The sequence below is a fragment of the Streptomyces musisoli genome, assembly GCF_016741855.1.
GTDB lineage: Bacteria > Actinomycetota > Actinomycetes > Streptomycetales > Streptomycetaceae > Streptomyces > Streptomyces musisoli.
The window spans coordinates 205,427-219,059 of sequence record NZ_JAERRH010000006.1 but is presented as its reverse complement, the minus strand read 5'-3'; the positions used below and the strand labels follow the sequence as shown (position 1 = coordinate 219,059).

Sequence of the window (13,633 nt, the reverse complement as noted above, 5' to 3'; positions counted from 1 at the left end):
CCGCCGCCGTGCCACTGTGCTTCCGGGCGCCGGGGGTTGTCGACGGCTCGCCGGCCAACGGCGGAGCCCGGCGTATTGTCCGGTTGCACAACGGCCGGTACCGAAGGGGCGGAGGTGATGTCCATGCCCGGACAGTCGGGCACGCCGGCGCCCCTCGAACGGGTGATCGTCGCGATGGCCGCCCAGCAGAGACAGGTGGGCGGGCGGTTGCACACGGAGCTGGAGGAGCACGTCCCGTCCTATCGCGCGGTGCCGCGGGAACTCCTGGACCAGATCTGGCACCGGCACTTCCAGCGGGCTCTCGCGGTGGTGCGGGAGGGCAGGGTGCCCGCACCGGAGGAGTTCGGCGAAGCCGACGTGGCCCGGGACCGGGCCGCCCGGGGCGTGCCGCTCAGCGACGGACTCCGCGCCTTCCGCCGAGCGCTGAGCGCGATACGGGACCTGTTCATCGCCGAGGCGACCGAACGCGGGCTGGACCCCGGTGTCATCGTCGACCGCACCAGGTGTCTGTGGGAACTCGCGGACGTCGCGAGCCTGCGGATCACCGCGGAACACCGGCAGGCTGAGGTCGACTCCGCCCTGTTCGACGCCCGCCGCCGCGCCGACTACCTGCGCGGACTGCTCTACGGGACGCTGAGCGCGGCGGAGATCCACAGCGGTGCGGCGATCTACGGACTGGACCCGGCGCGGCCGTACCGGGCCGTCAGGGCCGTCCCGGACGGCGATGCCGGTCCGGAGGCGCTGGAACGCTCTCTGGCCGCCCACGGCCGCGGGAACGGCCGGGCAGCGCTGCTCACCGTGCTGGACGAGGTCGTCGCAGGAGTCGTCGAGGCGAAGCCGGACACCGGTGACCTGGAGGTGACGGCCGGGCTCGGCCCGCCGGCGGAACTGACCGCCGTGCACCGCTCCTTCCGCGCTGCCGGCCGGATGCTGGAGGCCGCCCGTGCGTACGGACTGCGCGGCGTGTACGACCTGGGCGACCTGTCCTGGCGGGTGGCGGTCGTCGCCGAACCGGAACTCGCCGAGCTGCTGTACGACCGCTATCTGCGCCCGCTGGAGGCGGAGGGCGAGTTCGGTGCGCTCATCGAGGAGTCGGTGCGCCGGTACCTGGGAGGGGGACGGCGCATCGGCGAGGTCGCCCGCGACGCGCACGTCCATGTCAACACCGTCCGCTACCGGCTGCGCCGCTTCGAGGAGCTCACCGGCACCCGCCTGGACGCCGCGGACACCGCGGTGGAACTCAGCTGGGCCTTGGCGGCACGCGAGCTGGGGACGCCTGCGCGAGGGCCGGCCGGGCCTGGCCGTGGCCACTGACCGGCACGCTCGCCTGACGTCTGCTCACTCGGCCGCGGCGAGCAGCCGTGCCTCGCTCTCCTCGTAGAGCCGCCGGTTCTCGCGGCTCTCGGCGGCGCGGCGCCGGTGGTCCAGCCGGCTTCCCAGCCACCCCGCCAGATAGCCGAACGGGATGGACACCAGGCCGGTGGACTGGAGGGGGAACCAGTCGAAGTCCGCGTCCGGGAAGACGGCGGACGGCGTGCCCGAAACCGCCTTGGAGAAGACCATCAGCACCAGTGCGCTGGCCGTGCCCCCGTAGAGGGCGGCGAGCAGACCGGTACGCGTGAACCCCCGCCAGAAGAGGGAGTAGGTCAACGCGGGGGCCACGGCAGACGCCCCGATGCAGATCGCCAGCGTGGTCAGTACGGCGACGTCCCAGTCCCGGACCAGCACGGAGAGCAGGATGGCGACGGTTCCCACCATGACGCTCGTCCAGGCCGCCACCGTCATCTCGGTGCGCGGCGCCGCCTGTCCCCGCCGCAGCGCGTGGGCGAACAGGTCGTGGGCGAGCGACGAGGCCGCGGCCAGGGTCATCCCCGCGACCGAGGACAGCAGGGTGATGAACACCGTGCCCGCCACCGCCGCGTAGAGAACCGTCGTGCTCACCGTGCCGGCGCCGCCGCCGAGCGCCCGGGACAGCATGAGCACCGACGTCCGGCCGTGCGCGTCGGCCGCGGTGATGTACTGCGATCCCACCAGGGCCGCCGCGCCCGTGCCCATGATGATCACCGTCAGGCAGAACGTGGTCACCGTACCGACCGCCCAGGACATGGAGCGGCGTACGGCGGGCACGTCCCGAGCGGAGTACAGACGCATCGTGATGTGCGGCAGGCAGGCCGCGCCGAGGATCACGGTCATCTGGAGACTGGCGAAGTCCAGCCGTTGGCTTGCCGAAGTGCCCAGCTGCAGGCCCTGCTGGAGGAAGGCCGGGCCCGTGCCGCTGCCGCGCTCGGCGGCCCGGAGCACCGCGCCGGGGCTCCAGTCGAAACGGTTGAGGACCAGGGCGGCGACGGTGACGCTGGTGCCGAGCAGGAACACGATCTTGATCATCTGGACGAGCGCGGTGCCCCGCATGCCGCCGATCGCGGCATAGATGATCATCAGGCTGCCGACGAGGGCGATGCACGCCGTCCTGGCGCCGGACTCGTGCGACATGCCCAGGATGAAGGTGAGCAGCGACCCGGCCCCCGAGAGCTGGACGACCAGGAAGGGGAGGGTCGCCGCGAGCGTCACGACGCAGGAGGCGATGCGGACGGACCGCCCGGACATGTTGCGGGCCAGGACGTCGCCCATCGTGAAGCTGCCGGCGTTGCGCAGCGGTTCGGCCAGCAGGAACATCAGCAGCACCAGCGACAGGGCGGTGCTGACCGCCAGGACGTAACCGTCGTATCCGGCGAGGGCGATGATGCCGGTGGTGCTCAGTACCGTGGCCGCGGAGATGTAGTCGCCCGCGATCGCCAGGCCGTTCCTGAACGGGGTGAGCGAGCGGTAGCCGGTGTAGAAGTTCGTCAGGTCGTCGCGGTCGGGCCCCGCCATCACACACATCAGCAGCGTGAGCGTCACCAGGGTGCTGAACAGGACCAGGACGACCGCCTGCGTCCCCGAGCCGTAGTCGTTCATCCCGCCACCCCCGCGTCCCGGCCGGGCCGGACCGTTCGCTCCCTGACGGCCAGCGCCAGCGGGTCCACGGAGTGCCGTGCGCTGCGTCCGTACCAGAAGACGGCCGCGAAGGTGACCAGGAGTTGCAGCACCCCCAGGGCCATCCCCAGGCTCAGCTCCCCGGCGATCTGCGAACCCATCAGGCCCGGCGCCCAGCAGGACAGCACCACGTACACCACGAAGGATCCGAGCGCGGTGAGCGTGGACACGCGGCGGAGCACCTTGTAGGCCGAGCGGAGGTCGGCGAGGTCGGCACCGTGCGCATGGGCGTCCCGCGCGTGCGGGGAACGCCGCGGGGCCTGCCCGTACGCGTCGTACGGAGGGACGCCCTGTGCGGGGGAGCCGTACGCGGTGTCCTGCGGGACGCCCTGTCCGTACGGGTCCTGCGGGACCCCCTGTCCGTACGACCCCTGCCACGGGTCCCGCCCGTACGACTCGCGCCGCGGGGCGCCGTCATGGGGCGCGGGCCGTGGCTGCGTCCAGTCAGGCGACGCCGGTGGGTACCGGTTGTCGTGAGGGTGTGTCATCGCGTGGCCTTCCGGTGCGGCTCGGATCCGTGGGAGGTGGCGTGAAGCATCGGTGTGGCGGCGCACGATACCGACTGGTTGGAATGCCTGATAAGCCTGTCGAGAGTCACGGTTCCGGCTCGATGCCGCATCCGGTCGGCGACGGTCCGCCGATGATCGGATGCCCCGGACCCTAGGCTGCCGGACGCAGGGACGGCCTGTGGGGAATGTCACGGCGAACGGCATACCCGCTGGTCGGTATGGTCGGGGTTCCGTGACGACAGGAGGCGTGATGTCCACGACCAACCGTCAGATCCGTCTGGCAGCCCGACCCGTGGGCGAGGTGAAACCCGAAGACTGGGAGCACCGTGCTGAACCGCTCGTGGAACCGGGGCCGGGCCTGTTCGCGGGCCGGACGCGTGTCATCTCCCTGGACCCGGCCATGCGGGGCTGGCTGGACGACCGCCCCTCCTACCTGCCGCCCGTGGGCATCGGGGAGGTGATGCGCGCCGGATCCGTCATCGAGGTCACCGCATCGAACCACCCCGGCTTCCGGCCCGGCGACCATGTGGCCGGCACCTTCGGCGTCCAGGAGCACGTGGTCTCCGACGGCCGGGGCGCCATGAAGATCGACACCTCCCTCGCCCCGCCCTCGACGTACCTGGGAGCGCTGGGCATCCCGGGCATGACCGCCTACTTCGGCCTGCTGGACGTCGGCGCGCTGAAGGACGGCGAGACCGTCGTGGTGTCCGGTGCGGCCGGCGCGGTCGGCACCATCGCCGGGCAGATCGCGAAGGCCAGGGGCTGCCGGGTCGTGGGCATCGCCGGCGGGCCCGAGAAGTGCGCCATGCTCACCGGCGAGCTGGGCTTCGACGCGGCGATCGACTACCGCGCCGAAGACGTCAGGAAGGCCCTGCGCGAGCACGCCCCGGACGGCATCGACGTCTACTTCGACAACGTCGGAGGGGAGATCCTGGACGCCGCCCTGACCCGGCTGGCGATGCACGCACGCGTCGTGGTCTGCGGCGCGATCAGCCAGTACAACAACGCCACGCCCGTCCACGGCCCCTCCAACTACCTCTCGCTGCTGGTGCGTCGCGCCCGCATGGAGGGCTTCGTCGTCTTCGACTACGCCAAGCGCTACGCGGAGGCCGCGCAGGAGATCGCCGCCTGGATCGGCGCCGGCCGCATCAAGGTCAAGGAACACGTGGTGAGGGGCACGGTCGACGACTTCCCCGCGACGCTGCAGATGCTCTTCCGCGGCGAGAACGTCGGCAAGCTGGTGCTGGAGCTGACATGACCGCCGGCGGGAGGGGGCCGTCGCCCCGCTGAGACGGCAGCGGGGCGGGGCCTCGCGCCGGGCGGGGCGAGTGCTGCGGATCACCACCGGTGAACCGCGAGCAGGTCCTGCGCCGGCCCCCCGCGGGGAGTGCCGGTCGTGCCGCGGCCTCGCAACGGCGCCGGGGAGAGCCGGCGGCCGCCGTACCGCAGCGTCGCCGCCGGTCCGCCCGACGGCCCCGGCGGCGTCGGTACGCGGACTTTCCGATGCCGGTGTGCGCCGCCGCATTGTTGGTTAGGGTGGCGAGCGAAGACATGCTCGATGCCCATGACCAGGGTACTGGTGGGGAGTTGGCGCCAACGGAAGTCGAAGGCCACGCCGACCGGCGGCAGTGGCGGGGGATCGTCAGGACCGCGCGGGTCCGCAAGCCGGTCCGGCCCACCGCAGGGCGACCGGACGCGGTGGGCGTGTGACCGGCCGGCCGGCGCCCGCGGCGCTGCCCCCGACACTGCGCAGGTGGCTCGGACCGATCGCGGCTCTCGCCGCGCTGCTGGTCCTCCTGCTCGGGGTCCGGTATGCCGACGCGAGCAAGCCCGGCAGGGTGGACGCACGGATCGGGGCGACGGTGGACGGTGTCGGGCCGCCGTGGCGGCACGTCGCCCTCGCCCTGGACTTCCTGGGGGAGCCCGGGGGAGCGGCCATGCTGATCGTGGCCACCGTGACGGGCTGCCTGCTGCTTCGGCGTCCTCGCTCGGCGGTGCTCGTCGTCGCCGGCGCCGGCCTGACCGTGGGAACGGCGACGCTGCTCAAGCACCTGGCGGGACGCACCATCCACGGCGCCGACAACCTGTCCTACCCGAGCGGCCACACCGCCTTCCTCACCGCGCTCGCCCTCGTGGCGGCGCTGCTCGCGAGCGGCCGGCTCGGCCTCGGCAGGACGGCCGGCACGTCACTCGTGCTCGCCACGGCGCTGGTCGCCGGCGCCGCCATGGGCTGGGCGCAGGTCGCCCTCGGCGCGCACTACCCGACCGACGTGCTCGGCGGCTGGTGCACCGCGCTGGCTGTGACACCGGCGACCGCGTGGCTGGTCGACCGGACGGCCGACCGGCTCACCGACCGGACGGCCGACACCGGCCCGCAGCAACGCCGCTGACGTCACGTCAGGTCACGACAGGCGGCGGAACACGGGCTTCACCGGCCGTCCGGCCAGCCAGGGGGTGGGGTCACCGGCGTCCAGCGCCTTCCGGTACACCGCGCACGCCTCGCCCACCACGTCGACGGTGCGATCGATGTCGGCGTCGTCGAGCGCGCTGCTCACCACGAACGACGGGGCCAGCACCCCACCCGCGAGGAGCCGGCGCAGGAACAGCGTGCGGTACGGCTGCGACGGCTGCCGGTTCTCGTCGAGGGTGGCGAAGACCAGGTTGCTGGCCCGGCCCCGGACGACGAGGTGGTCGCCGACGCCCATGGCGGCCGCGGCGTTGCGGACACCGGCGGCCAGCCGCTCGCCGAGGGCGTGCAGCCGCGCCGTGACGCCCTCCTGCGCGTAGGTGGTGAACACGGCCATCGCGGCTGCCAGGGAGTGCGTCTCCGCACCGTGCGTGGTGGACAGCAGGAACACCCGGTCGCCCGAGTGGCGCAGCCCGCCCCGCTCCATCAGTTCGCGGCGCCCGGCCAGCGCGGAGACGGCGAATCCGTTGCCCAGCGCCTTGCCGAACGTGGAGAGGTCGGGGACGACGCCGTACAGGCCCTGGGCGCCCGCCTCGGACCAGCGGAAGCCGGTGATCATCTCATCGAAGATCAGGACACAGCCGTGCCGGTCGGCCAGCTCGCGCAGGCCGGCGAGGTACCCGGGCGGCGGCTCGGTGTGGGTGGCCGGTTCGAGGATCAGGCACGCGACCTCGCCCTGGTACCGGGTGAGCAGCTCCTCCGTGGCGGACAGGTCACCGTAGGGGAACGCCACGGTCAGCTCGTTGGTCGCCGCCGGAATACCGGCGGACATCGGCGTGGTGCCGATGAACCAGTCGTCGACGGAGAAGAACGGATGGTCGGCGCAGAGGGCGACCCGCGGGCGCCCGGTGGCGGCGCGGGCGAGGCGCACCGCGGCGGTGGTGGCGTCGGAGCCGTTCTTCGCGAACTTCACCATCTCGGCGGTCGGTACCGTGGCCAGGAAGAGTTCCGCGGCCTCGACCTCCACGACGGACGGCCGGACGAAGTTGCTGCCGCGGTCGAGTTCCCGCCGCACCGCCTCGACCACGCGTGGGTGGGCGTGGCCGAGGCTGACCGACCGCAGGCCGGAGCCGTACTCGATGTAGCGGTTGCCGTCGACGTCCCACACATGGGCACCGCGGCCGTGGCTGATGACCGGGGCCAGGTTCTCGGGGTACTGGTCGTCGCCCTTGGCGTAGGTGTGCGCGCCCCCGGGGATCAGGGCGTGCAGCCGCTCGTTCGCCCTCCGCGACCTGGGAAGGCGGAACTCTTCGGTGCCTTCCGTGTTTTCTGTGCCTTCTGTGTCCAACGCCGACCTCAACTCTCCATGTGCTTCAGGACCTGGGCGAGGCTCGGCGCCTCCCGGTCCCGCTGGGACATCGATGTGACCGGCAGCGGCCACGGGACGGCCAGCTCCGGGTCGTCGAACGCGATCGTCACGTCCTCGGCCGGATCGTGCGGGCGGTCGATCCGGTACGAGACGTCGGCGGTCTCCGTCAGCGCCTGGAAGCCGTGCGCGCACCCCGCCGGGATGTACAGGGCCGCCTGCGTCTCGTCGGACAGCTCGAAGAAGGCCCGGCCGCGGTAGGTCGGCGAGTGGGGCCGCAGGTCCACGACGACGTCGAAGATCCTCCCGTACGAGCACCGCACCAGCTTGGCCTCGCCCGCGCCGGAGCGCAGGTGCAGACCGCGCAGCACGCCTCCCACCGAGCGGGACACGCTGTCCTGTACGAAGGCGTCCGGGTCGAGGCCCACCGAGCGGAACACGTCGGCGTCGAAGGTGCGGCAGAAGAAGCCGCGCTCGTCGGCGTATGGTGTCGGCTCGAACAGGAACGCCCCGTCGATCGCCGGGACTTCGGTCGCCTTCATGGAGCCTCCCGCAGGGCGTGGGCGTGGTCGGCCGCCGGGAACAGGGCCGCTGTCAAGGAGCTGAACTGGTGCTCGAGGTGCCGGGCGGCGGCCAGGTTCCGCTCGGCGAGGACCTGCCTCAGCTCGGCCGAACGCTTCTCCAGCGCCCGGAACTGTTCGAGCAGCCGGTCGGCGTCGACCTCGCGCGCCGGGTGGCAGTACGCGCCGAGCCCCATCCGGTCCATGAGCGCGTCGCTCTTCGCCGCATAGCTGACGGCGAGCGCGGGCGTGCCGGTCTTCAGCGCGCAGATGAGGTTGTGGTACCGGACCGCCACCACGGTGTCGGCAGCCGCGGTCTCCCTCATCAGGTCGGCCAGTGAGGCCGGCTCGGCGGCGGTCACCAGCGGCGAGTCCACCGCCTCGAGGATCGCGGCGACCACCGGCGCATCGCACTCGTCACCGGTGAGCAGCCGGACCGGCCTGCCCTCCTCGACCAGCGCGCGGACGAACCGGATCGTCCCGTCGAGGTAGCGCCGGTGGATCTCCTCGGCCCGGGCGCGGTCGTCGTTGCCGCCGTGGAAGTCCATGACACCGACGCAGACCCGGCCCGGCGGCCCCGAGGGCACCCTCGCGTCCGGCGTCGGCAGGGAGAAGGCGAGGTCCGGGTAGACCTCGTCGCGCGCGGTGTCCACGCCCATCGCCCGCATCGCGTCACGGGACTGGTCGTCCCGGTACGACCGGTACGCGGCCAGCCGCCCCGACCAGCGCACCAGGGCCCGGGTCGGCCGGCTGCCGATCGTCGCGGCGCCGACGCTGACCAGCGCGACCCGGGTGCGCAGCAGCCGGCCGCTCGCGCAGAGCAGGAACAGCGAGTACGGGAAGCCCCACGGCCGCAGCGGCAGGGTGGCCTCCAGGACGCCCATGCCCGGCACGATCACCACGTCGTGCCGGCGCACCCAGGCGGCGGTGCGGAAGGCGTCGACGAGTTTGCCGAGGCCCTTCGACGCGATGGCGCCCGCACGGGACGCGGTCCGGTACTCCGCGCGGTTCCAGTGGAGCCGCGTCGCGGGGATCCCGAACTTGGCCGTCACCGCCTCGGGTCCGCCGCACAGCGCGTCCACGACCGCCTCCGGGTGCCGGGCGCGGAGGTATCCGAGCACGGCCTCGAGCGACCCGTCGTTGCCGAGGTTGCCGGAGCCGAGCAGACCGAACACCCCGACCCGTACCGGAGTCTCACGTGACGTCATGCCCGCCTCCCGTCACGTCCGGCGACGAGGGCGTCGACGCAGACGGTCAGCTTGGCGGGGTCGACCGGGGCGCGGTCCTCCACCCGCTCGCCGGCGCCCGGCCGGACCCGGCTGGTCATCCACGTGGCCAGGTGGCGGTAGCACTCGCGCCGGTCGGCCGGGGACAACGGGGCCCGCCGGATCGCCGAGGTGAAGCCCCACACGTACTCGGCGAGCAGGCGGGGCGTCGGGTGCAGCGGGCCCGCCCGGCGCGGGTCCAGGTTGACGCACCGGGAGCGCTTGGACGGGTTCGCCCGCTCGGCGCGGGTGGGGTGGTCGCGGCGGAAGTAGAGGAGTTCCGGCACCTGGTGGAACCGCCCGTGCAGGGCGATCTCGGCGACGAACGTGCGGTCCGCGTGGTGGTAGCTGTCCATCGGCCTCACCCTGCGCAGCGCGTCGGCCCGGATCACCCCGTAGAAGTCGTCACCGCCGGGCTCGAACAGCATGCTGCGGAACCGCTCCGGCGCGTGCGGCGAGCCGGTGGCGAGCGTGTACTCGTAGGGGACCTTCACCTGGCCGTCGCCGTCGATGACCGCCTGGTCGGCGTGCGCGAGGATCACGTCCGGCCGCTCGTCCAGCGCCTCGACGCAGCGCCGCAGCAGATCGCGGGCGTAGAGGTCGTCGTGCGAGGCCCACTTGAACAGCTCGCCACGGCACTGCGTGAACACGTAGTTGTGGTTCGGCGTCGCGCCGACGTTCCTGAGCAGCCGGATGTACCGGATGCGTGCGTCCTGCGCGGCGTACTTGCGGCAGATGTCCTCGGTCCCGTCGGTCGAGGCGTTGTCGGAGACGACCAGCTCGAAGTCCTCGTAGGTCTGGCCGAGCAGCGCGTCGAGCGACTCGGCCAGGTACTCCTCGCCGTTGTACACGGGCAGGCCGATGCTCAGCCTGGGTTGGGCGGTCATGAAGTCCTCACTTCGGGGATCGTGTTCTGGCGGTGCTCGCGCAGGGCGGACCGCAGTTGCAGCCACCACACGGCCGAGCCGCTGACGGTCGCGGCGGAGACGCCCCAGGCCGAGCCGACCGTGCCGGCGACGGCCGCCCCGCCGAGCCCGCCGCCGACGTAGCAGGCGGAGGCGAACAGCTGGCAGCGCAGGCTGCGCCGGGCCGCGCCGAGCGCGCGCAGCCCGGCCGCCGCGCCGGTGCCGAGGCCCGCGCCCGCGACACTGAGGGTGATCGGCACGATGAGGGCCGCCGCGGAGTGCCAGACGTCGCCGAGCACCAGCTCGCCGAGCCGGTCCGGCATCAGCAGCAGCGCCCCGCCCCACAGCAGCGCGGCGGCGGCCTGCCCGCCGCCCAGCACGAGGCAGAACGAGCCGAGGCGGTGCGGGGCCTGCCGCAGCACCCGTGCCGCCTCCGGGACGGTGACCAGCGACAGCCCCATCAGTACGGCGAGGAACGGGCCCATCAGGAGCTCGGCGCCCCGCACCGCACCCACCGCGCCGACCCCGGCGATCGCGCCGAGCCCGTACGCCCGCAGCTGGCTCGCGCCGCTGAGACTGACGTTCTCGACCAGGTACCGGTAGCCGAGATCGCGCTGCTCCCGGAGCCACGCGCGCGCCTGGCTCGTCCGGGGCCGGATGCCGGACTGGAGGCAGCCGTACGCGGCGGCCACCGTGGCGGCCGCACCCCAGGCGAGCACGAAAGCGCCCACGGTGCCCACGCGGGCCGCCACGACCATGGCCGGGACGAGCGCGATGCCGCACACGAGGTCGTTGACGAACGCCTTCCGCCCGGCGCCGGCGGCGAAGAACGAGAACCGCCAGGCGTCCTGGAGCAGCAGCCCCGGCAGCACGACGCCGAGGCAGGCGAACGCGGGCCCCACCCGGCCGCCGAGACCCAGCCCGACCACCAGGCAGGCCGCGCCGATGGCCGAGCCGACACCGAGCGCGGTGCCCGACGACCGGACCACCGCCCCGCGCCAGGACGCGTCCGGCACGCCGCTGAAGCGCACCACGAGCGGATCGGTGGCCAGCCCGCGGGAGACGTTGAGCACCACGCCGTAGGTCACCCAGGCCAGGCTGAACACGCCGAACGCGGTCACCCCCAGCGAGCGCGCCACGTAGATCCCCACCGCGAAGTTGGTCATGCTGGAGGCCGCCTGGTCGGCCAGCCCCCAGGACAGCCGGCCGACGAGGGCCCGCTTGGCGGACCGGCCGCCCTCGGCCCCGGCCGCCGGTGGCGCCGTCTTCTCCTCCCCGGTGGTCATCGGCGTCATGCCTTGATCAGCCCGGCGCCCCGCAGGGCGCCGGCCGCGCCGGCGACGGTGTCGAACGGCAGCCCGGACCGCTCGGCGACGTCCAGCAGACTGTGCTCGCCGTCGGAGAGGTTGAGCACCCAGAGCATGGCCATCTGGGCCTGCTTGGTGTCGCTGCGCCCGCCGAGCGCGTCGTACAACCCGCGCCGGCCCAGCTGTGGTTCGCCGTAGGGGCTGAGGTTGAGGTACCGCCGGTTGCGGTCCAGGACGGCGAACGCCTCGCGGCAGACGGCAAGGGTGTCCGCCATCGCCTCCGGGGAGACGAAGTCCAGGTTGTCCGCCGACGTGTGGTACTCGGGATAGCCCGCGTACGGGGTCCGGGTGAGCGAGCCCACCCCGAGGTCGAACCCGGGCGAGCAGTACTGCCGCTCGTCATAGCCGTACGGAGTGAACTCGGCCACGTGGTGAGGTCGTCCGGAGGCGGCCAGCACGTGCCGCAGCACCCGGTCGATCTCCGCGTCGCCGCGCCTGCTCTGCTTGTACGTCAGTGACCCCGGGTCGCCGGCGCAGGCCAGCACCAGACCGTGCTTGACCCGGTCGATCCGCTCCGCGTTGCGGGCCAGCCAGGTGATCGCCCCGATGGTGCCGGGCGCGAAGATGAACCGGTAGGTGTAGTAGGGCGTCTGCTCGGCCAGCGCCCTGGCCAGGAACGTCGCCACCGCGACGCCGGCCATGTTGTCGTTGGCCAGCGACGGGTGGCAGACGTGGCAGGAGACGATCACCTCGTCGGCGACCTGTCCGGGGACCACGTGCTCGGCGTAGGTGAGGTGGCCGTCGGCGAGCGTGGAGTCGATGCGCACCTCGTACTCGCCGTCCGGCAGCGCGTCCAAGGTGTCCTGGGCCAGGCAGAACCCCCACTCCTGCTGGTAGTAGCTGGTGCGGTACGGCACCCAGGACGGGTGCTCCGGCAGGGTGTGCAGGTGCGCGCGCAGCTCGGACAGGGGCATGGTCCCCGACACCGGCACGCTGTAGCCGAGCACATGCAGGCTGGACGCGGCGAAGTCGACGACCCGGTTGCCGTCCGGGCCGGCGATGTAGGCGTCCCGGATGTTCCACTCCTGCGGCACCGTCCAGTCGAGCACCTGCGTCCCGGTCGGCACCTCGTGCACGTGCAGCGGGATGTACTCGCCGACGATGTCCAGGGTGGCGCGCACACCGTCGCCGGTGATGCTCCGGCAGAGCGGGTACACCCGCTCCACCAGCTCGTACATCCGGTCGCCGACCGCGGTCACCGGCGCCACCGCAGGGTGTCGTCGACGGCACCGGCCTCGGACGCCGCGCGCAGCACGGCGAGGCGGGTGAAGCGCTGTTCGAAGTCCTCCCGGGTCAGCCCGCACTTGCGGTAGGCGTCGGCGAGTTCGAGCGCGCCCTGCTTCACCGTCCACTCACAGTCGAAGCCGGGGATCGCCGTGCGGAACCGGGAGAAGTCCACCCGGTACGACCGCGGATCGGCACCGTTCTCCCCGGTGATCCGCACCTTCGCGCCGGACACCGCCTCGGCGACCTGCTCGGCGATCTGGGCGACCGTGACGTTGTTCGTCTCGCTGCCGATGTTGAACGCCCGGTCGTGCACCGCTTCCCGCGGCGCGGTCAGCGCGGCCGTGAAGGCCCGGGCGATGTCGGCGGCGTGCACCAGCGGGCGCCACGGGGTGCCGTCGGAGAGCACAAGGACCTCGCCGGACAGCAGCGCGTGGCCCACCAGGTTGTTCAGCACGATGTCGGCGCGCAGCCGGGGCGAGTGGCCGAAGGCGGTGGCGTTGCGCATGTACACCGGGCTGAAGTCGCCGTCGGCCAGCGCGTGCAGGTCGTCCTCCACCCGCACCTTGGACTCCGCGTACGGCGTCACCGGGCGCAGCGGGGCGTCCTCGGCCACCAGGTCGTCGCCGCCGGCGGCGCCGTACACCGAGCAGGTCGACGCGTACAGGAAGCGCCGCACCCCGGCGTCGCGGGCCAGCCGGGCAAGGCGTACGGACGCGTGATGGTTGATGTCGTAGGTCAGCTCCGGCGCCAGCGATCCCAGCGGGTCGTTGGACAGGGCGGCCAGGTGGATCACGGCGTCCACCCCGGCCACGTGTTCGGCCGTGACGTCGCGCAGGTCCACCCGGTGCCCCTGCGGGTCCGCGGGCTCCGGGCCGAGGACGCAGTCGGCGAACAGGCCGGCGTCGAGGCCGACGATCTCGTGCCCGGCGGCGGCGAGGACCGGGGCCATGACGGTTCCCAGATAGCCCTGGTGTCCGGTGAGCAGTACGCGCAA

General features: G+C 72.9%; 12 protein-coding genes. 3 read left to right on the top strand and 9 right to left on the bottom strand.

Going from position 1 to position 13,633, the window contains the following annotated elements; translation table 11 throughout:
- The first annotated feature begins 123 nt into the window (after positions 1-123).
- Positions 124-1,314 carry a PucR family transcriptional regulator gene (locus JK361_RS18595; protein ID WP_201819295.1) on the top strand — a complete coding sequence of 397 codons (1,191 nt, stop codon included), beginning with the start codon at positions 124-126 and terminating at the stop codon, positions 1,312-1,314.
- A gap of 24 nt (positions 1,315-1,338) precedes the next feature.
- On the opposite strand, the gene JK361_RS18590 is transcribed toward JK361_RS18595, so the two are convergent.
- On the bottom strand, positions 1,339-2,955 hold the full coding sequence (locus JK361_RS18590) for a sodium/solute symporter (protein WP_201819293.1): 1,617 nt from the start codon (positions 2,953-2,955) through the stop codon (positions 1,339-1,341).
- Positions 2,952-3,521 carry a DUF485 domain-containing protein gene (locus JK361_RS18585; protein ID WP_201819291.1) on the bottom strand — a complete coding sequence of 190 codons (570 nt, stop codon included), beginning with the start codon at positions 3,519-3,521 and terminating at the stop codon, positions 2,952-2,954. Before JK361_RS18585 ends, JK361_RS18590 begins: the two co-directional genes overlap by 4 nt.
- 271 nt (positions 3,522-3,792) lie before the next feature.
- Between JK361_RS18585 and JK361_RS18580 the strand changes: the two genes are divergently transcribed.
- Both JK361_RS18580 and JK361_RS18575 read left to right on the top strand, forming a co-directional pair.
- On the top strand, positions 3,793-4,800 hold the full coding sequence (locus JK361_RS18580; protein WP_201819289.1) for an NADP-dependent oxidoreductase: 1,008 nt from the start codon (positions 3,793-3,795) through the stop codon (positions 4,798-4,800).
- A gap of 448 nt (positions 4,801-5,248) precedes the next feature.
- The gene (locus JK361_RS18575; protein ID WP_201819288.1) at positions 5,249-5,932 is read left to right on the top strand and encodes a phosphatase PAP2 family protein; all 684 of its coding nucleotides are present in this window, start codon (positions 5,249-5,251) and stop codon (positions 5,930-5,932) included.
- Positions 5,933-5,944: 12 nt separating this feature from the next.
- Here the strand turns inward: JK361_RS18575 and JK361_RS18570 are convergent, their stop codons facing one another.
- From JK361_RS18570 to JK361_RS18540, 7 genes are read right to left on the bottom strand one after another with little or no spacing between them, the layout of a single operon-like run.
- Entirely contained in the window at positions 5,945-7,297 is a 1,353-nt protein-coding gene (locus JK361_RS18570; RefSeq protein WP_201819280.1) for a glutamate-1-semialdehyde 2,1-aminomutase, read from the bottom strand.
- A gap of 8 nt (positions 7,298-7,305) precedes the next feature.
- The gene (gene rfbC / locus JK361_RS18565) at positions 7,306-7,857 is read right to left on the bottom strand and encodes a dTDP-4-dehydrorhamnose 3,5-epimerase (RefSeq protein WP_201819278.1); all 552 of its coding nucleotides are present in this window, start codon (positions 7,855-7,857) and stop codon (positions 7,306-7,308) included.
- Positions 7,854-9,083 carry a polysaccharide pyruvyl transferase family protein gene (locus JK361_RS18560; RefSeq protein WP_201819276.1) on the bottom strand — a complete coding sequence of 410 codons (1,230 nt, stop codon included), beginning with the start codon at positions 9,081-9,083 and terminating at the stop codon, positions 7,854-7,856. Before JK361_RS18560 ends, rfbC begins: the two co-directional genes overlap by 4 nt.
- Entirely contained in the window at positions 9,080-10,027 is a 948-nt protein-coding gene (locus JK361_RS18555) for a glycosyltransferase family 2 protein (protein WP_201819268.1), read from the bottom strand. Before JK361_RS18555 ends, JK361_RS18560 begins: the two co-directional genes overlap by 4 nt.
- Entirely contained in the window at positions 10,024-11,331 is a 1,308-nt protein-coding gene (locus tag JK361_RS18550; protein ID WP_201819894.1) for an MATE family efflux transporter, read from the bottom strand. Before JK361_RS18550 ends, JK361_RS18555 begins: the two co-directional genes overlap by 4 nt.
- Before the next feature lie 5 nt (positions 11,332-11,336).
- Positions 11,337-12,620 carry a DUF4910 domain-containing protein gene (locus tag JK361_RS18545; protein WP_201819266.1) on the bottom strand — a complete coding sequence of 428 codons (1,284 nt, stop codon included), beginning with the start codon at positions 12,618-12,620 and terminating at the stop codon, positions 11,337-11,339.
- Positions 12,608-13,633, bottom strand: coding sequence for an NAD-dependent epimerase/dehydratase family protein (locus JK361_RS18540; protein WP_201819264.1), 1,026 nt, complete (start codon positions 13,631-13,633; stop codon positions 12,608-12,610). Before JK361_RS18540 ends, JK361_RS18545 begins: the two co-directional genes overlap by 13 nt.